General features: G+C 70.4%; 17 protein-coding genes. 13 read left to right on the forward strand and 4 right to left on the reverse strand.

Annotated features, from left to right (window positions below; all coding sequences use genetic code 11):
- Nucleotides 1-173: 173 nt before the first annotated feature.
- From AB0C30_RS23965 to AB0C30_RS23995, 7 genes are all read left to right on the forward strand, one after another.
- Nucleotides 174-935, forward strand: coding sequence for an endo alpha-1,4 polygalactosaminidase (locus AB0C30_RS23965; protein ID WP_357947789.1), 762 nt, complete (start codon nucleotides 174-176; stop codon nucleotides 933-935).
- Nucleotides 936-969: 34 nt separating this feature from the next.
- On the forward strand, nucleotides 970-2292 hold the full coding sequence (locus AB0C30_RS23970) for an ABC transporter substrate-binding protein (RefSeq protein ID WP_357947792.1): 1323 nt from the start codon (nucleotides 970-972) through the stop codon (nucleotides 2290-2292).
- Between the two features lie 10 nt (nucleotides 2293-2302).
- Nucleotides 2303-3253 carry a sugar ABC transporter permease gene (locus AB0C30_RS23975; RefSeq protein WP_357947795.1) on the forward strand — a complete coding sequence of 317 codons (951 nt, stop codon included), beginning with the start codon at nucleotides 2303-2305 and terminating at the stop codon, nucleotides 3251-3253.
- Nucleotides 3250-4128, forward strand: coding sequence for a carbohydrate ABC transporter permease (locus AB0C30_RS23980; protein WP_357947797.1), 879 nt, complete (start codon nucleotides 3250-3252; stop codon nucleotides 4126-4128). The genes AB0C30_RS23975 and AB0C30_RS23980 overlap by 4 nt, the downstream gene beginning before the upstream one ends.
- A gap of 26 nt (nucleotides 4129-4154) precedes the next feature.
- A complete protein-coding gene (locus tag AB0C30_RS23985; RefSeq protein ID WP_357947800.1) occupies nucleotides 4155-5105 on the forward strand; it encodes a carbohydrate kinase family protein in 951 nt (316 codons plus the stop codon).
- A complete protein-coding gene (locus tag AB0C30_RS23990) occupies nucleotides 5102-6409 on the forward strand; it encodes an alpha-glucosidase/alpha-galactosidase (RefSeq protein WP_357947803.1) in 1308 nt (435 codons plus the stop codon). The genes AB0C30_RS23985 and AB0C30_RS23990 overlap by 4 nt, the downstream gene beginning before the upstream one ends.
- A gap of 136 nt (nucleotides 6410-6545) precedes the next feature.
- The gene (locus AB0C30_RS23995) at nucleotides 6546-6779 is read left to right on the forward strand and encodes a DUF6289 family protein (protein WP_357947806.1); all 234 of its coding nucleotides are present in this window, start codon (nucleotides 6546-6548) and stop codon (nucleotides 6777-6779) included.
- Between the two features lie 24 nt (nucleotides 6780-6803).
- On the opposite strand, the gene AB0C30_RS24000 is transcribed toward AB0C30_RS23995, so the two are convergent.
- The gene (locus AB0C30_RS24000) at nucleotides 6804-7340 is read right to left on the reverse strand and encodes an XdhC family protein (protein WP_357947808.1); all 537 of its coding nucleotides are present in this window, start codon (nucleotides 7338-7340) and stop codon (nucleotides 6804-6806) included.
- A 72-nt stretch (nucleotides 7341-7412) separates the two neighbouring features.
- On the opposite strand from AB0C30_RS24000, the gene AB0C30_RS24005 reads away from it, so the two are divergent.
- Complete coding sequence (locus tag AB0C30_RS24005) at nucleotides 7413-8174, forward strand: poly-gamma-glutamate hydrolase family protein (RefSeq protein WP_357947811.1); 762 nt, start codon at nucleotides 7413-7415, stop codon at nucleotides 8172-8174.
- A gap of 30 nt (nucleotides 8175-8204) precedes the next feature.
- Here the strand turns inward: AB0C30_RS24005 and AB0C30_RS24010 are convergent, their stop codons facing one another.
- Both AB0C30_RS24010 and AB0C30_RS24015 read right to left on the reverse strand, forming a co-directional pair.
- A complete protein-coding gene (locus AB0C30_RS24010) occupies nucleotides 8205-8687 on the reverse strand; it encodes a metallophosphoesterase family protein (RefSeq protein WP_357947813.1) in 483 nt (160 codons plus the stop codon).
- The gene (locus AB0C30_RS24015) at nucleotides 8684-9157 is read right to left on the reverse strand and encodes a GNAT family N-acetyltransferase (protein ID WP_357947815.1); all 474 of its coding nucleotides are present in this window, start codon (nucleotides 9155-9157) and stop codon (nucleotides 8684-8686) included. The genes AB0C30_RS24010 and AB0C30_RS24015 overlap by 4 nt, the downstream gene beginning before the upstream one ends.
- A gap of 82 nt (nucleotides 9158-9239) precedes the next feature.
- Between AB0C30_RS24015 and AB0C30_RS24020 the strand changes: the two genes are divergently transcribed.
- Together AB0C30_RS24020 and AB0C30_RS24025 are read left to right on the forward strand one after the other, a co-directional pair.
- The gene (locus AB0C30_RS24020) at nucleotides 9240-11723 is read left to right on the forward strand and encodes a caspase family protein (RefSeq protein ID WP_357947817.1); all 2484 of its coding nucleotides are present in this window, start codon (nucleotides 9240-9242) and stop codon (nucleotides 11721-11723) included.
- A 62-nt stretch (nucleotides 11724-11785) separates the two neighbouring features.
- Nucleotides 11786-12250, forward strand: coding sequence for a PPOX class F420-dependent oxidoreductase (locus AB0C30_RS24025; RefSeq protein WP_357947820.1), 465 nt, complete (start codon nucleotides 11786-11788; stop codon nucleotides 12248-12250).
- A gap of 65 nt (nucleotides 12251-12315) precedes the next feature.
- Here AB0C30_RS24025 and AB0C30_RS24030 read toward each other — a convergent pair whose 3' ends face one another.
- Nucleotides 12316-14325 carry a beta-galactosidase gene (locus tag AB0C30_RS24030; protein ID WP_357947822.1) on the reverse strand — a complete coding sequence of 670 codons (2010 nt, stop codon included), beginning with the start codon at nucleotides 14323-14325 and terminating at the stop codon, nucleotides 12316-12318.
- A gap of 285 nt (nucleotides 14326-14610) precedes the next feature.
- Between AB0C30_RS24030 and AB0C30_RS24035 the strand changes: the two genes are divergently transcribed.
- From AB0C30_RS24035 to AB0C30_RS24045, 3 genes are read left to right on the forward strand one after another with little or no spacing between them, the layout of a single operon-like run.
- Entirely contained in the window at nucleotides 14611-15912 is a 1302-nt protein-coding gene (locus AB0C30_RS24035) for a sugar ABC transporter substrate-binding protein (protein WP_357947824.1), read from the forward strand.
- Nucleotides 15909-16754: a sugar ABC transporter permease gene (locus AB0C30_RS24040; RefSeq protein ID WP_357947826.1), complete on the forward strand. Its 846-nt coding sequence runs from the start codon at nucleotides 15909-15911 to the stop codon at nucleotides 16752-16754. The genes AB0C30_RS24035 and AB0C30_RS24040 overlap by 4 nt, the downstream gene beginning before the upstream one ends.
- Nucleotides 16755-16756: 2 nt before the next feature.
- The gene (locus AB0C30_RS24045; protein WP_357947829.1) at nucleotides 16757-17542 is read left to right on the forward strand and encodes a carbohydrate ABC transporter permease; all 786 of its coding nucleotides are present in this window, start codon (nucleotides 16757-16759) and stop codon (nucleotides 17540-17542) included.
- Nucleotides 17543-17546: the final 4 nt, after the last annotated feature.

Genomic DNA, 17546 nt, shown 5'->3' on the forward strand with positions numbered 1-17546 from the left:
AGGAACGCCGGTATCGAGCACCGGCCCCAGAGGTACGCCTAGCCGGTAAGTGGCCACCGCCACAAGCCCGGACTAAGTCGCCAGGATCGCTGTCAGCGTCCGAGGCGGGGACGTACCCCCTATCGTCTGGAGACGCGACGATGAGCCCCACCCGTAGATGCTTAGGCGCTGCCGTGGCCCTTTCGGCCGCCTTGGTCGCCGTCCCCTCGACCGCCTCGGCGGCCGCGGTGACCCTGCCCCCCGTACATGCCGGGTTCGACTACCAGATCGGCGGCGCGTACACGCCGCCGGCCGGGGTCACCGTGGTCAGCAGGGACCGGGGCGCCGCGCCCGCCGCGGGGCTGTACAACATCTGCTACGTCAACGCCTTCCAGGTCCAGCCGGGCGAGGAGGACGACTGGGACTCCGACCTGCTGCTGCGTGACGCCAACGGCAAGGTGGTCATCGACGAGGACTGGGGCGAGGCGCTGCTGGACCTGCGGACCGACGCCAAGCGCAAGCGGGTCGCCGCGAAGGTGAACGGCTGGATCGACGGCTGCAAGGCCAAGGGCTACCAGGCCATCGAGCCCGACAACTACGACAGCTACACCCGCTCGAAGAAGCTGCTGACGGCCTCGAACGCCCAGGCCTACATCCGGCTGCTCAGCACCCACGCCCACGCCCAGGGCGTGGCCATCGCCCAGAAGAACACCTCGGAACTGGCCGGATCGCGCGTCGCGAACGGGCTCGACTTCGCGGTCGCCGAAGAGTGCGGCACCTGGGACGAGTGCGGCGACTACACGGCGGCGTTCGGCAACAACGTGATCGTGATCGAGTACACCGCGTCGGGCCTGAAGAAGGCGTGCTCGGGCTGGGGCACCAAGCTGAGCATCGTCCAGCGCGACGTGGACGTCTCGCCCAAGGGCGCCAGCGGATACGTCCGCAAAACCTGCTGAACGGTCTCCTGACCCACGGTTTTTGGAGGTAAAGATGGAGCGCGTTGCCCCACCGCCCTCCCGCCGGGACGTGTTGCGCGGCGGATATGCCCTGGCGCTCTCGGCGGTGGCGGGAACGGCGCTGGCCGGGTGCGCGAGCGGCGCCGGCGACGGTGTCGGCGCCGACGGGCGGGTCACGATCGAGCTCTGGCACGGCCAGACCGACACCGCCAAAGAGGCCATGGCGCGACTGGTGGCCGACTTCGAGCGGGCCCACCCCGACATCCGGGTGGACATGGGCGGGGGAGTGCTGGCCGACGCGATGCTGCAGAAGATCACCGCAGCGCTCGCGTCCGGCTCCTACCCTGACATCGCCTATATCTTCGGCTCGGACCTGGCGAACGTCGCACGCAGCCCGCAGGTGGTGGACCTGACCAGCATGGTCGAGTCCGGTCCCACGCCGTGGAACGACTTCTGGGCGCCGGCGCGGGCCGCCGTCACGATCAACGGCCGGGTACGCGCGGCTCCCGCGCTGCTCGACTCGCTGGCCGTGGTCTGCAACAAGAAGGTGTTCCGCGACGCCGGGGTGCCGCTGCCCCAGCCGGGCTGGAAATGGCCGGAGTTCATCGAGACGGCCAAGCGGCTGACCGACGCGAGCCGCGGCCGGTTCGGCACGGGCTGGCCGGGCGCGGCCGACGAGGACACGGTCTGGCGGCTGTGGCCGCTGATCTGGGACCTGGGCGGCGACGTGATCGGCAAGGACGGGCGCGGCATCGGGTTCGCCGACGTGGGCGTACAGGCGCTACAGGTGGTGGAGTCGCTCGCCAAGGACAAGAGCGTCTACATCGACCCCAAGCCCGGCAGCGAGCAGATGTACCAGGTGTTCCTGTCCGGCCTGATGGGGATGTCGGTCACCGGCCCGTGGCAGCTGCCCGACATCCAGACCGCCAAGATCGACTATCAGGTGGTGCCCCTGCCCACCTTCAGCGGGCGGCCGATCACGATCTCGGGCCCCGACACCTGGACCATGTTCGACAACGGTGAAGCGCGCGTGAAGGCCAGCCGTACCTTCCTGACCTGGCTCATGCAACCCACGCAGGACGTGCGCTGGGACGTGGAGGCGGGCAGCCTGCCGCTGAGCCGCTCCACCCAGCAGTTGCCCGCCTGGCGCAAGCCGGAGGCGGAGACCGAGGGCCTGCCGGTGTTCGTCAAGACGCTGGAGACGGCCCGGGTACGCCCCACGCACCCCGCCTACCCGCAGATCTCCCAGGCGCTCGGGCAGGCCGTCATCGCCGTGCTGCTCGGCAGGAGCACCCCCGCCGAAGCGCTGCGCACCTGTGCCGAAGAGGCCAACGCCGCCCTGCTCATCCCGCGTTGAGGAGCCTCGCATGTCGTCTCTGCCCACCCCCATCACCATCTCCGGCCACGAGCTGCGGCAACGGGCCCGGCGCCAGGCCCGCCGCCAGGAGTCGGCGACCGCCTGGACGTTCATCACCCCCGCCGTCCTGATCATCCTCGGGCTCAGCATCGTGCCCACGGTCTGGTCGTTCCTGCTGTCCTTCCAGGCCGACGACCTGGTCACGCCCAGCCGCTGGGTGGGGCTGGACAACTACTACGCGCTGACCAAGGACCCGCACTTCGGCCAGGCCGTACGCAACACGCTGCTCTACACGGTCCTGTACGTACCGCTCAGCATCGTGCTGGGACTCGCCCTCGCCCTCGCGCTGAACCGGCGGATCAGGTTCGTCGGCCTCTACCGCACGCTGTTCGTCGTGCCGTTCGTCATCTCGGCCACGGCACAGGGGACGCTGTTCTCGTTCATCCTGGACCCGCAGTTCGGGGCGGCCAACTCGGTGCTGCACTGGCTCGGCGTCTCTCCCCAGGGGTTCTTCACCGACCCCGCCCAGGCCCTGCCCGTCCTGGTGGCCGTCAGCCTGTGGAGCGGCCTCGGGTTCTGCGTGGTGGTATACCTCGCGGCCCTCCAGGACGTACCGCAGCCGCTGATCGAGGCGGCGCGGCTGGACGGTGCCGGGCGGTGGCACCTGTTGCGCCACGTCACCCTGCCCACGCTCACGCCGGTCAGCGTGTTCCTGGTGCTCTGGCAGACCATCAACGCCCTGCAGGTCTTCGACCTGGTGTACGTGACGACCAAGGGCGGCCCGCTCGGCGCCACCACGGTGATCGTCTACTTCATCTGGGAGCAGGCGTTCAAGAACTTCACGGCCGGTTACGGAGCCGCCGCCGCATACGTCCTCGCCGTGGCCCTGTTCGTGATCGCCGCCGGGTTGCGCGTGATCCGCAGCCGCGAGCGCCAGCGCCTCGAAGGAGCCACCCGATGACGGCGACCGCCACCACCCAACGCCGCGCCGCGCACGCGGGCGTGCGCCGCCCGGGCCGCGCGCGGCTGCCCTTCAGCCCCTGGCACCTGCTGCTGGCGCCGCTCGCGCTGGTCTTCGCGATCCCGCTGGTCTGGCTGCTGATCAGCTCCGTGATGACCAACGCCGAGATCAACCGGTTCCCGCCCGCGCTATGGCCGTCAGGAATCAACCTGGGCGGCTACCGGTACGTGCTCAACAACGCGCTGTTCCCGCGCTGGTTCGTCAACTCGCTCATCGTCTCCGGTGTCGCGGTCGTGTCCAACCTGGTGTTCGGCGCGCTCGGCGGCTACGCCTTCGCCCGCATGCGGTTCTTCGGCTCCCGCGTCCTGCTGGTGCTGATGCTGGCCACGATGGCCATCCCGTTCCAGCTGACGATGATCCCGACGTTCCTGGTCATGAAGAGCTTCGGGCTCATCGACACGCTGGGCGCGCTGATCGTGCCGTCGCTGGTCACGCCGTTCGCGGTGTTCCTGCTGCGGCAGTTCTTCCTCTCGCTGCCCAGGGAGCTGGAGGAGGCCGCCTGGATGGACGGCTGCTCGCGGCTGCGGGTGTTGTTCCGCATCGTGCTGCCGCTGTCGCGGCCCGCGCTGAGCACCGTGGCGATCCTGACGTTCCTGTCCACCTGGAACGATCTGACCTGGCCGCTGATCGCCATCAACCACGACACCCAGTACACCCTGCAACTGGGCCTGGCCACCTTCCAGGGCAGGCACCACACGCAGTGGGCGGCGGTCATGGCCGGGAACGTCATCACGGTCCTGCCGGTGCTGCTCGCCTTCGTCGGCGCCCAGAAGTCCTTCATCCGGTCCATCACCTCCAGCGGCCTCAAGGGCTGAAATCCATCTCCAGCTACAGGAAGTCCATGTTCGACCTGCTTGTCATCGGCGACGCCAACCCCGACGTCGTCCTCGGCCCCCTGGACGCCCCGCTCGCCTTCGAGCAGCGCGAGCAACTGGTCGGCGCCGGCGCGCTCACCCTCGGCGGCTCCGCGGCGATCATGGCCTGCGGAGCCGCGCGCCTGGGCCTGCGCGTCGCGTTCGCCGGGCGTGTCGGCGAAGACGACGCCGGCCGCTACGTCCGCGACGCCCTGAACGCGCGCGGGGTCGACACCGAGGCGCTGCGCGTGGATCCGAAGCTGTCCACCCCGCTCACCGTCGTGCTCACCCGCGACGGCGGCGACCGCGCGATCCTGACCGCACCCGGCACCCTGACCGCCACCGGCGGAGACGACGTGCCCGAGTCGCTGCTGGCCACCACCCGGCACGTGCACGCCGCCTCCTACTTCCTCATGCCGGGGCTGGCGAAGGCGCTGCCCGGCCTGTTGCGCACCGCGCGGGGCCACGGCGCCACGACCTCGCTCGACACCAACGACGACCCCGCCGGGTTGTGGGATCCGTCGGGGCTGGCCGCCGTACTCGCCGAGACCGACATCCTGCTCCCCAACGCGCACGAGGCACGTCACCTCGCGCGCTCCATGGACGGGTCTTTGGAGGGGGCCGCCGCCGCGCTCGCCGCGCGGGGTCCGCTGGTGGTGGTCAAGAACGGCGCGGACGGCGCCCTCTGCCACGACGGGCGCACGCTCGTCACCACCCGCGGCATCACTGTCACACCCGTGGACGCGGTCGGCGCGGGCGACAGCTTCGACGCCGGCTTCATCGCCGCGACCCTGGCCGGACTGCCCCCCGCCCGAGCCCTGGACCTCGCCGCCGTCTGCGGCGCCCTGTCCACCCGTGCCCAAGGCGGCACCCCGGCCCAGCCCACCTGGGATGAGGCCGTCGCACACGTCCCCAGCAAGGATCAGCAGCCGACATGAACACCCCGAAGATCGCATTCATCGGCGCCGGGAGCGTCGTCTTCACCCAGGGCCTCCTGGCGGACCTGTTCGCGTTCGCCGAGCTGAAGGAGGCCCGCATCGCCCTGCACGACATCGACGACGAGCGCCTGAGCACCGCGACCGCCGCCGCCCGGCACATCGCCGCCGAGCGCGGGGCGAGCCCGCTGATCACCGCGCACGCCGACCGGCGCGAAGCGCTCACCGGCGCCGACTTCGTCATCAACATCGTCCAGGTCGGCATGGGCGAGGCGACCCGCACCGACTTCGAGATCCCCGCCCGGTACGGCGTGCGCCAGACCATCGGCGACACCCTCGGCGTCGGCGGCATCTTCCGCGCGCTGCGTACGTTCCCCCTGCTGAAGGCCCTGGGCGAGGACATCGCCGCCGTCTGCCCCGAGGCATGGCTGCTCAACTACACCAACCCGATGGCGATGAACGTCCAATACCTGGCCGAGGCCACCGGGCTCACCCGCGTGGTGGGGCTGTGCCACTCGGTCTACTGGACGATGCGCGACCTGTCCGACCTGGTGGGCGTGCCGTTCGAACAGGTGACCTACCGGGCCGCGGGCGTCAACCACCAGGCGTGGGTGCTGCGGTTCGAGCACGACGGCGTTGACCTGTACCCCCGCCTCGACGCCCTGATCGCCGCGGACGAGCAGCTGCGCCGCCGCGTCCGCGTCGACATGTACCGGCGGCTGGGCTACTACCCGACCGAGACCAGCGAGCACTCCTCCGAGTACGTGCCCTGGTACCTGGGCCACGACAGCGAGATCGAGCGGCTGCGCCTGCCCATCGGCGCCTACCTGGACATCGTCGACGAGAACGTGGCCATCTACGAGCGGACCCGCGACGCCCTGGCCGCCGGAGAGCCGCTACCGGTCGACGGCACCATGGAGTACGCCCCGCAGATCATCCACAGCATCACCACGGGCACGCCCAGGACCATCTACGGGAACGTGCCCAACCACGGCCTGATCAGCAACCTCCCCGCCCGGGGGACCGTCGAGGTGCCCTGTCTGGTCGACGCGATGGGCGTGCAGCCCACCCGCGTCGGCGAGCTGCCCCCGCAACTGGCCGCACTCAACCGTACCTACCTCAGCATGAACGACCTGGTCGTACGGGCCGCGCTGGAGGACGATCCACGCCACATCCGCCACGCCGCCATGACGGACCCGGCGACCGCCGCGGCCCTGCCCGTGGAGCGGATCTGGGAGCTGTGCGACGACATGGTACGAGCCCACGCCGATCGCCTGCAGCCCGCCCTGCGCGCCACCCTCGGCTAGGCCTGCCGCCTTTTCATGACCGTCGGCTACCCGAGCTCAGGACAGTAGAAGTCAAGATCCTCACGCATCTTGAGCTCGGGCCCCCGGTGATCGATCATCGACGGCAGTGCCACTTCCTCGATCGGGAAGGATCTTCATGATTCGCCGCGTACTGCTGGCCGTACTCCTCGCCCTCGCCACCCTCACGACCTTCACCAGCGCTCCCGCGTACGCCCGAGTCTGCGCGCTCGGCAACCACTGCGTCACCACGTACTACTCCGACTCCAGCTACACCACGGTGGTGGGCGCCATGTACGAGGACTGTGAGGGCGCCGAGTCCAGATGGGGCTCCCGCTCGATCTACAAGGACTTCGTCGAGACCCCCTGCTGAACCGGGCACCGTGGCCGGGCGGCTTCAGAAGATGAAGCCGCCCGGCCGTCCGTTGCGGTCGGCGAGCAGACCGGCCAGCGTCGCGACGGCGATCTCCGGTGGCGTGCGCGAGCCGATGTTGAGCCCGATCGGCCGGTGCACCCGGGCGATGTCCTCCTCCCGCGAGCCCAGCTCGGCCAGCGCCTGGAGATAGGGCGCCGGATGGCGCGGGCTGCCCATCACCCCTATCCACCGGCACTTGTGCGCGAGCAGCTCGTGCAGCACAGCCGCGAGTTCGGGACGGTGGTGGTCGGTGAGCACGATGTCCGCGGTGCCGTCCAGGTCCGCCGGGGGCGTGGTGACGACCTCGAACCCCTCCGGTGCGGCGGCCCGGCCGGGGTCGGGCTCGAAGAGGATCCCGCGGAATCCCAGGTCGGCGCCGTAACGCAGCAGGTAGTCGGCGACCGGTGAGGCGAACACGGCGACGAGGGTGCGGCCTTCGGCACCGGCTGCCGCCTCGCCATGGGCGACGTCACAGAGCGCGTCCGCGTCATGCGCGTGGGCGTCATGCGAATGGGCCATGCCAGCAGTCTCGCACGCGATCGGATCGGCTCCATTACCGTGGACCCATCAACCGTTTCCAAAGCTGGGGGCATGACCATGGCAAGCGTTCTCCCGACGGTACGAGGTCTCGCCGGGGTCGCCCTCGTCGCGAGCGGTGTCGCGCTCGTTCCGGCGCCCGCTTCCGCCGCCGCCCAGCACCGCGCTCCCGTCGCCGCCCAGCACCGCCTCGCCGACACGTACCCGAACTACGCCGAGCTCGCCGCGCACGAGACCGAGGGCACCGACTACCGGCGCGTCAAGCGCTTCCCCCAGGGCGCGAAGGTGGCGCACATCGCCATCCACGGGGGGAGCATCGAGGCCGGCACGTCCCAGCTCGCGGATTACAGCGCCCAAGCGAGCCAGGCCGCCTTCTACGCGTTCGAGGGCATTAAGCCCACGGGCAACGGCACCCTGCACATCACGGCCAGCCGGTTCGACGAGCCGCGGGCGCTCACGCTGCTGTCCCGGGTCGACCGTACCGTCTCCTGGCACGGCTACTCTGACAGCACCGAGGCGAGCACGTACGTCGGCGGCCGGGACACGGCGCTGGTCGAGCGGGTCACCGCTGGGCTGCGCGCCGCCGGGTTCACGGTCGCGCGGGAGATCCCGGACGGTCTCGACGGGTCGAGCCCGGACAACATCGCCAACAAGAACCGCCGGGGCAAGGGCCTTCAGCTGGAGATCAGCAGCGCCCAGCGGAAGCGGTTCTTCGCCGACGGCGATCTCACCCGTAGCTCGATCGAGAATCCGGCGAACCGCACCAAGGCGTTCTACGCCTACACCGCGGTGATCAACAAGGCCCTGAGCGACTGATATCGGGGGCGGTCCGTCGACGCGGCGCCATCAGGTGACGGGCACGATCTCCGTCGACACCAGGCGCCCCTCCTCGATCACGAGCAGACCGATCGTTCCGTGCGGCTGGCGGCGGCGGTCGGTAGGGGAGCCCGGGTTGAAGATCCGCAGCCCGTCCTCGTGATGGTCGAGCGGGATGTGCGAGTGCCCGAACACCACCAGCTCGGCGTCCGGGAAACGCCGCCGCATGCGGTCCCACCGCCCCTTGGCCGTACCGCTGTCGTGGATCATCGCCACCCGGAGCCCGGCGAGCTCGAGCTCCAGCGTCTCGGGCGCGTCCACGTCGGGTCCGTCGTTGTTGCCCTTCACCGCGTGAACCGGCGCGTACGCCGCCAGCTCGGCCAGCACCGCGCCCGTGCAGACATCGCCCGCGTGCAGGATGGCGTCGGCCCCACGCAACTGCGCGGCCACCCGGTCCGGACACGACTTCCAATGCCGAGGGGCATGGGTGTCGGACAGGACCGCCACTCTCATACCGGCGCCTCCCACCGCACCTCGCCGTCCTGCCACTGGTCGGTGGGGCGCAGCCCGACGGAGGCGGCGACGGCGGCCGAGGCGGCGTGGTCGGGGTGGATGTGCGCGACGATCGTGTCGATCTCCTGGCCCGCGATCCAGCCGACCAGCGCCTTGGTGGCCTCGCCGGCCAGGCCGCGGCCCTGCCAGGGGGTGCCGACCACCCAGGCGAGCTCGGCCGTGCGGCGGTCGATCGTGGCCTGCACGTAGCCCACCAGAGCGCCGTCCTCACGCAGCTGGATCACCCAGTTGCGCCAGCCGACCGGCCCGGCGACCAGCCGCTCGTAGCGGCTGCGCAACTCCTGCGCGGTCGCGGGCGCGCCGCCGATAAAGGCGTGCAGGGCGGGATCGGCGAGCACGACGGCCATCTCGTCCGCGTGCTCGACCCGCAGGGGCAGCAGGACCAGCCGTGGGGCTTCGATCATGTCCATACGCTCACGATATCCGGGCTGTTCGAGGGTCTATCCCCGGGCTTATGATGCGCTCGACACGCTCCGGGGCGGGGGGTAGTGGATGGCCGATGAGGTGACGCGGCTGACCGTGCACGTGGTCGACGGCGGCGCGGACGCGCAGGAGCTGGAGCGGTTGACGGCCGGGTTGCGCGGCGAATTACTCGAACTCGACGTACTGGACGTCGCACCCGAGACCGGAGAGCCGCCGCCGGGGGCCAGGGCGATCCTGTCATTCGCCGTGGGCGGCCTGGTCATCTCGCTGGCGGGCATGGACCTGCTCGCGGCGGTCGTGAACGCGGTGACGGCCTGGCTGCAGCGCGATCAGAACCGCTCGGTCAAGCTCGGTGTCGACGGCGACCTGCTCGAACTGACCGGGGTACCGTCCCGCGAGCAGCGGCGGCTCACCGACGAGTGGCTGCGCCGGCGCGCCGCCCGCGGCGGCGAGCGTCCGCTGAGCGGCACTCGGATGGCGCTGATCGTGGCGAGCGACGAGTACGCCGATCCCGGGCTGCGGCGGCTGCGCGCCCCGTCGCTGGACGCCCAGGCATTGGCCCGCGTGCTGGGAGACCGCCGGATCGGCGGGTTCGATGTCCGGACGATGCTCAACGAGACCACGCAGGACGTCAACGAGGCGGTGGAGGAGTTCTTCGCCGACCGCGATCCCGACGATCTCCTCCTGCTGCACTTCTCGGGTCACGGCGTCAAGGACGAATCCGGCGAACTGTACTTCGCCACGCCCACCACCAAGCTCAACCGGCTCGCGGCGACCGCGGTGCCGGCCGAGTTCGTCAACCGGCGGATGAGTCGCAGCCGGTCGCGCCGCATCGTCCTGCTGCTCGACTGCTGCTACGCGGGCGCCTTCGCGCGCGGGGCGCTGCCGCGCGCCGGACTGGGCGTCAACGTCGAGGAGCAGTTCGGCGGGCGCGGTCGCGTGGTGATCACCGCGTCCAACGCCATGGAGTACGCCTTCGACGGCACCGAACTGGCGGACACCCAGGAGCTGTCGCCCTCCGTCTTCACCAGCGCCCTGGTGGAAGGGCTGGAGAGCGGCGAGGCCGACCGGGACTCGGATGGCTATGTCGCCATCGACGAGCTGTACGACCACGTCTACGACACCGTACGGCGCACCACAGCCAGCCAGACACCGGGCAAGTGGACGTTCGACGTGCAGGGCGACATGTACATCGCCAGGAGAGCGCGGCCCGTCAGCCGGCCGGTGTCACTGCCGGAAGAACTCCAGCACGCGATCGACCACCCGATCGCCAAGATCAGGGCTGGTGCGGTCGGGGAACTGGAACGGCTGCGCCACAGCAGGCACGAAGGGTTGGCCCTGGCGGCGCGGCTGGCCCTGGAGGCGCTGGCCGACGACGACAGCCGACTCGTGTCGGGGGCCGCCACCAAGGCTCTGGGCGCCGAGGCCACGGCTCCCCGGGTCGCGAAACGGGCCAGTGGGCCCGCCGAGCCCGTCGGGGCAGCACCCAAGACACCAAAGCCCGCTCCACCCACGCCCGCGCCTGCGACACCCGCGTCGCCGACACCGACGCCCGCGACACCGACACCCACGCCTGCGACCATTACGGTCTCCCCGTCCGTGCCCGTGTCATCGGCGGCCGGGCCGTCGAGGTGGCTCATTCCCGTGCGGGCCTTGGCGCTGTTGGCGGCCCTGTTGCTGGTCAGCACGCCGATGATCGCGCTCGCCACGCCGATCGCCTCGATCTGGCTGGCGCTTCTGGTGACCGCCGCCGTCCTGGTCGGCCTGCTGCCGCCCGGCCGCCTTGAGCGCGATGTGGCCGTCGGCGCCACGTTCGGGCTCGCCGCCGTCTACCTCGGCGGGCTGTCCGTCTTCTCCTGGGCACGGGGACCGCAGTCCGTAGCCGGATGGGTGGCGGCCGCCGCGGGCGTCCTGGTGCTCGCGGCCGTGCTGTTCGAGACGACATCCGCCGCCCCCGGCCGGTGGAGATTCCTCGACCGGGTCGTGGCCGTCCTGGCTCTGGCCGCGATCACCGCCCATCTCGCCGCCCCCGAAGCCATCACGCGTGGTCCGGGGGAGACCGCGATATGGATCGCCACGGTCGCCCTCGCCGGCGGCTTCGTCGTGCTGGCCGTCCTCCACCTTGTCCGTCACGCGCGCCAGGGCCTGCCATGGGGCCCGATGGCGCTCGGGCTGGCCGCGACCCTGCTCGTGACGTACGACCTGGTCGACGTGTATCACCTGACCACCGGCAGGAACCAGCTGGCCGCCGCCTACCAGCCCGCGCTGCTCGTGATGCTGCTGATCGCCGCGTTGTCGGCGCGTCCGCGATCGTACTTCCTGGCCGCCGCGCGGCTCTCGGTGATCGTCGGGCTGCTGTACGGGGTCGGCTACTACTACAACTCCTTCCCCAATCTCTCTCAGTGGGGGCCGGAAACCCCGGAGGCGGCTCCGACTCAGCCGGCGCGACTGCTGGTCCTGTCTCTCGCGGCGGTCTGCGTCGCGGTCGGCGCCTATCTGAGCCGTCCGAGCGCCACAACGGAACGCGACCCGTCGTCTGAACCGAGGAGGTGAAAGGATCGGAGTCTTGGCGCCGGCCGCCGCCGATGGCCGGGCGCGGAAAGGTATGGGAAGAAATGGCTCCGAGGGTCGCGACCGCCCGCCGTGTCGAACTGCCCGAACTCCTCGATTTTCTCCGTCCCAGGCATCACGGCCTGCTGTCGACCACCCGTGCCGACGGGCGGCCCCAGCTCTCGCCGGTGTCCTGCGGGGTGGACGAAGGCGGCCGGATCGTGGTGTCGACCTATCCCGACCGGGCCAAGACGCGCAACGCCCGCCGTGACGAGCGGGCGTCGATCTGCGTGCTGTCCGACGACTGGGACGGCCCGTACGTCCAGGTCGACGGACGGGCCGAGGTGCTGGACATGCCCGAGGCGCTCGACGCGCTGGTGGACTACTACAGGTGCATCTCCGGCGAGCACCCCGATTGGGATGACTATCGGGCCGCCATGGAGCGGCAGGGCAAGTCCCTCATCCGCCTCCATATCGACCGTTGGAGTCCGATCGCGACCGGTGGATTCCCGGCCCGTCTGGCGCTCTGACCGGAGCAGCTCTGACCGGATCAGCTCTGACGGGATCAGCTCTGACGGGATCAGCTCTGACGGGATCAGTCGAGAGGCCGTAGTGCGACGACCGCGCGCGGCGCCAGTGTCACCATGCCGTCGGCCGTGGACCCGGTCAGCAGGTCCTCGGCCGGATAGGGGATCGGCACGCGCCGCGTCTCGTCACCGTGGTTGAGCACGAACAGCACGGGCCCCCGGCGTACCGCCTCGACGCCGGGCGGCAGCTCGGGCAGGGCGCCGGTCACGTCCGCGTCGGCCAGCACCCGCGCGGTCAGCTCGGCCAGCCCGTCGGCCTCGGGCACCGTCGCCACGTACCAGGCGACGCCCGCGCCGCTCTCGTGCCGCAGCACCGCCGGGCGGCCGGCCAGATCGCCGTCGGCGAATGTGGCCACCGGCTCGGCGCCCTCGGCGGCCATCAGCTCGGTCCAGATCCGCGCGGTGAAGCCGGTGCCGTCGGCCCAGTGGCAGCGCACCGGCCGGTCCTCCGGCGCGGGCAGCCACTCCTCGCCGGACGCGCCCAGCACCTCGCGCAGCGGCGCGGGAAAGCGGCCGGTACGGACGTGCGCCCGCGGGTCCGCCACCCCGGAGAAGGGGCCGACCAGCAACACACCGCCGCGGTGCACATACTCGGTCAGGGACGCGGCGTCCCCGTCACTGATCAGGTAGAGGTTCGGCACCACGGTCAGCGCGTACCCACTGAGGTCCGCGGACGGCGGCACCAGGTCCACGGTCACGCCGCGCTCCCACAGCGGCCGGTAGAAGCGCAGGAGCTGGTCGGGCAGGGTGAGCCGGTCACTGGGCCGGCCGCGCTCCTCCAGTGCCCACCAGCTGGCCCAGTCGTGCACCATCGCCACCTTGGCGGGCACCGGCGTGCCCGCCACCGAGGCCAGCCCGCGCAGCTCGTTGCCGTGGGCGCGGACCTCGGCGTGCAGCCGCGTCTCCGGCCCCGCGTGCGGCACCATCGCGGCGTGGAAGCGCTCGGCCCCGAACCGGGAGGCCCGCCACTGGAAGTAGCACAGCCCGTCGGCGCCGCGGGCGAGTGCCTGCAGCGACTCCAGCCGCAGCTGTCCTGCCTGTTTGGGGAGGTTGTGCGGGCGCCAGTTCACCCCGTTCGTGGCCTGCTCCATCAGCAACCATGGCCGTCCGCCGCCGAGTGAGCGGGTCAGGTCGTGGGTGAGCGCCGAGCGGGCGGGAGAGAGCGGGTCGGCGGGGTCGGGGTACCAGTCGTTTGAGACAATGTCCTCTTCTGGCGCCCACGCCCAGTAGTCGACGGGCTTGAACAGACCCATGAAGTTCGTGGTGATGGGCACGTCCGGTGTTCGTTCGCGCAGGATGTCGCGTTCGGCGCGGTAGTGCGCGAGCAGCGCGTCCGAGCAGAACCGCCAGAAGTCGAGCTGCTGTGTGGGGTTGATCATGTACGGGGCGCGGCGCGGGGTGATGATCTCGGCCCACTCGCCATAATGCTGGCTCCAGAAGCTGGTGCCCCACGCCTCGTTCAGGGCGTCCAGGTCGCCGTAGCGCTCCCGCAGCCAGGTACGGAACGCCGCCGCCGTGTCACCGCAGTGGCAGACCTGGCCGTACTCGTTGCCCACGTGCCACAGCGCCAGCGCCGGGTGGTCGGCGTAGCGGTCGGCGAGGTCGGTGACGATGGCCAGTGCCTTCTCCCGGTAGGCCGGGGACGATGGGCAGAACTGGTTGCGCGAGCCGTACCAGAGCCGGTGTCCCGACTCGTCCACGGGCAGGGTCCGCGGCCAGCGGTGGCCCAGCCACGGCGGCGGCGAGGCGGTCGGGGTGGCCAGGTCGACCGCGATCCCGGCCGAGCCGAGCAGGTCGAGCACCCGGTCCAGCCAGCCGAAGTCGCGCGCGCCCGGCCTCGGCTCGATCCGCGCCCAGCTGAACACGCCGACGGTGACCAGGTTGACCCCGGCCGCCCTCATCAGTTCGACGTCCTCGGTCCAGACCTCTTCTGGCCACTGCTCGGGGTTGTAGTCGCCGCCGAAGAGCAGCCCGCGCTCTTCGGTGAGGGTGTGCGTGCCCAGTCGCGGCGAGGCCATCGAATGCCTGCTCCGTCGCGCCGGGCCCGAGCCTAACGAAGTCATTCCACTCCGGCCTGGGCGGCTCGGCGCAGCAGTGGGCCGAGACGAGTCGGTGAAAACGTTTCGCAAAAAATCTATGGCCCGGTTTGCGGGTATGTCAACGTCTTTAGGTGGTGCGTCCTAAATGTCCAGTCGGGCGGCGTACGAGCCGCCTGACCTGGCCCTTGTCCTTCTGCGCGCTTGGTGGCATCCTGGCCGCCTGAAGGTGACACGTGTAGACCTCGGTCCAGAAGGAGCTAGGGGATGAAGTTCTTCAGGGTGGTTATCGCCACGACAGCCCTGGCCGGCGCCCTGGCCGCCTGCGGCTCAGGTGGGTCGGGCGGGTCGGGCGGGTCGGGCGGCGCGAGCCAGGCCGCCGACGCCTCGGGCCCGATCCAGTTCGTCGGCCCCGAGGACCCCAAGACCTTCGCCCCAGTCATCGCCGGGTTCGAGGCCAAGAACCCGGGGACCAAGGTCAACTACACCCAGGTCCCCTTCGACCAGCTCAACAGCGTGCTCCAGCAGCGCCTCGCGGCCAAGGACGACTCGATCGACGTCTACACGGTCGACCAGCCGCGCGTCGCCGCGCTCGCCACCCGCGGCTTCCTCACCGACCTGAGCGACCTGACGGACAAGGCCAAGAGCGCCGCGCTCCCCGGGCAGTACGAGGTCAACGTCTTCAGAGACAAGCTGTGGGCGCTGCCCATCTGGACCTCCGACCAGTTCCTCTTCTACAACACCGAGTTGCTGGAGAAGGCGGGCGTCCAGCCACCGCCGAGCGACCCGGCCAAGCGGTGGACGTGGGAGCAGACGGTCGAGGCCGGCAAGAAGGCGCAGGAGAAGGCCGGCGCCCAGTGGGCGGTCATCCCTGAGCAGATCGAGCAGTTCTACCAGCTGCAGAGCCTCGCCGAGTCGCTCGGCGGCGGATCCGGGATCACCGGCCCCGAGATGCTGACGCCCGCCATCACGACCGACGGCTGGCTCAAGGCGATGACCTGGTACCACGGCCTGTTCGCGAACAAGCTGGCCCCGCGCGGCGTCGGCTCCTTCCAGACCTCGCCGCTGTTCAGCGAGGGCAAGGTGGCCTTCTTCGCCGGCGGCCCCTGGGACGTGGGCACGTTCGCCGCGGCCAAGGGGCTGAAGTGGGGCGTGGCACCGTACCCCTACTTCCAGGGCGGCAAGCCGGTGACCCCGACCGGCTCGTGGTCGTGGGGCGTCAACCCGGCCTCCAAGAGGCAGGCGGCGGCGAAGAAGTTCATCGAGTACGCCGCGCTCGACCCCGAAGGCAACCTCCAGACCACGCAGAACACCACGATCATCCCGTCGAACAAGGCGGCGTTCGGCAAGTACGTACCCCTGCTCGACGCCAAGGCGAAGGGCGTCGGCGAGATCATGAAGTACGACGCCCAGAACACGGCGGTGGCGCGGCCCGCGTCGGTCGGCTACATCCAGTTCGAGGACATCATGACCAAGGCGTTCGCCGACATCCGTAACGGCGCCGACCCCAAGGCCCGGCTCGACCAGGCGACCCAGGAGATCACCACCGCCTGGAAGCAGCTTCGATGAAGGTCGCGCTGGCCTTTCTGGCGCCCGCGCTGGTGGCTCTGCTGGCGCTCCGGCTGATCCCCGCGGGCATCGCCATCGGCAGCAGCCTGCGGCACACCAGCCTGGTCACCGGTGAGACGTCGTTCGTCGGCCTCGGCAACTACGCGACGCTGTTCGACGACCCGACGTTCCTGCAGAGCGTCAAGGTCACGCTGGTGTTCAGCCTGATCGTGAACCCGCTGCAGATCGCGGTCGCCCTCGCGCTGGCGGTCCTCTACACGCAGAAGTTCGCCGGGGTGCGCTTCCTGCGCTCCCTGGTGATCCTGCCGATCGCGGTGCCGCCGGCGGTGTCGGCGGCCATCTGGAGCGTGGCCTACCGGCCCGACGGGATGCTCAACGCCGTGCTGCACGTGCTGGGCATCCCGCAGCAGCCGTTCCTGACCTCGCCGCAGCAGGCGCTGTGGTGCCTGATCGTGCTGCTGTCGTGGATCGGGGTCGGCTACTGGATGATGTTCCTCATCGCCGGCATGCAGGACATCCCGCGCGCGCTCTACGAGGCGGCGGCCATCGACGGCGCCTCGTCCTGGGCCAGATTCTGGCACGTGACGCTGCCGCTGCTGCGCAGGCCGCTGGCGTTCGTCCTGGTGGCCGACACGGTCTCCAACTTCCTGGTCTTCGCCCCGGTCCAGATGCTGACCAACGGCGGCCCGCAGGGCTCCACGAACGTCACCATGTTCGACATCTTCACCCGCGCCTACAGCGTCGGCGACCTCAATCTGGCCCAGGCCGAGGTCATGCTGCTGGTGCTGGTCGTGCTCGCGGTCGTCATCGTCCAGTTCCGCCTGCTGCGCGCCAAGGACTGAGCATGCTCAGAAAGACACTCGCCGGCGTCGTCGGCCTCGCCTTCGCGCTGCCCCTGCTGTGGGCGCTCAGCAGTTCGCTGCGCGGCACGGGCAACCTCGGCAACTCGCTGATCCCCGCCGACCCGACGCTCGCCAACTATCTGGCGCTGCTGACGGGCGGCTTCGGCCGGGCCATCGCCAACTCGCTGCTCGTCGCGCTGGCCACCGTCCTGATCGGCCTGGCCATCTCCGCGGCGGCGGCGTTCGGCCTGTCGGCCATCAGGTTCCGGGGCCAGGGCGTGCTCTTCGGCCTCGTCGTGCTGAGCTTCCTCATCCCGTTCGACGCGATCGCGATCCCGCTGGCCACGCTGTTTCGCGACTGGAACCTGCAGAACACCTACGCGGGCCTCATCCTGCCCGGACTCGGTCACGGCCTGGCGATCTTCCTGCTGCGTCAGTTCTTCCTGGCCGTCCCGGCCGAACTGGTGGAGGCGGCGCGGATCGACGGGCTGGGGTGGTTCGGGGTGTTCGCCCGGCTGTATCTGCCGTTGTCGCGTCCCGCCCTGGTCAGTGCGGGTCTGACGTTGTTCATCTTCCAGTGGCAGGCGTACGTCTGGCCGCTGCTCATCGGCACCGACGCCGAGCACCAGCTGGGGCCGATCGCGCTGGCCAACATGCGCGGGCAGTTCACCATCGACTACGGGCAGCTGTTCGCCGGCTCGGTCGTGCTGACCGTGATCCCGCTGGTCATCATCCTGCGCTTCCAGCGCCAGTTCACCCAGTCCATCGCGACGACCGGGCTCAAATAGAGAA

The sequence above is a fragment of the Nonomuraea sp. NPDC048901 genome (assembly GCF_040649695.1).
Taxonomy (GTDB): Bacteria; Actinomycetota; Actinomycetes; order Streptosporangiales; family Streptosporangiaceae; genus Nonomuraea.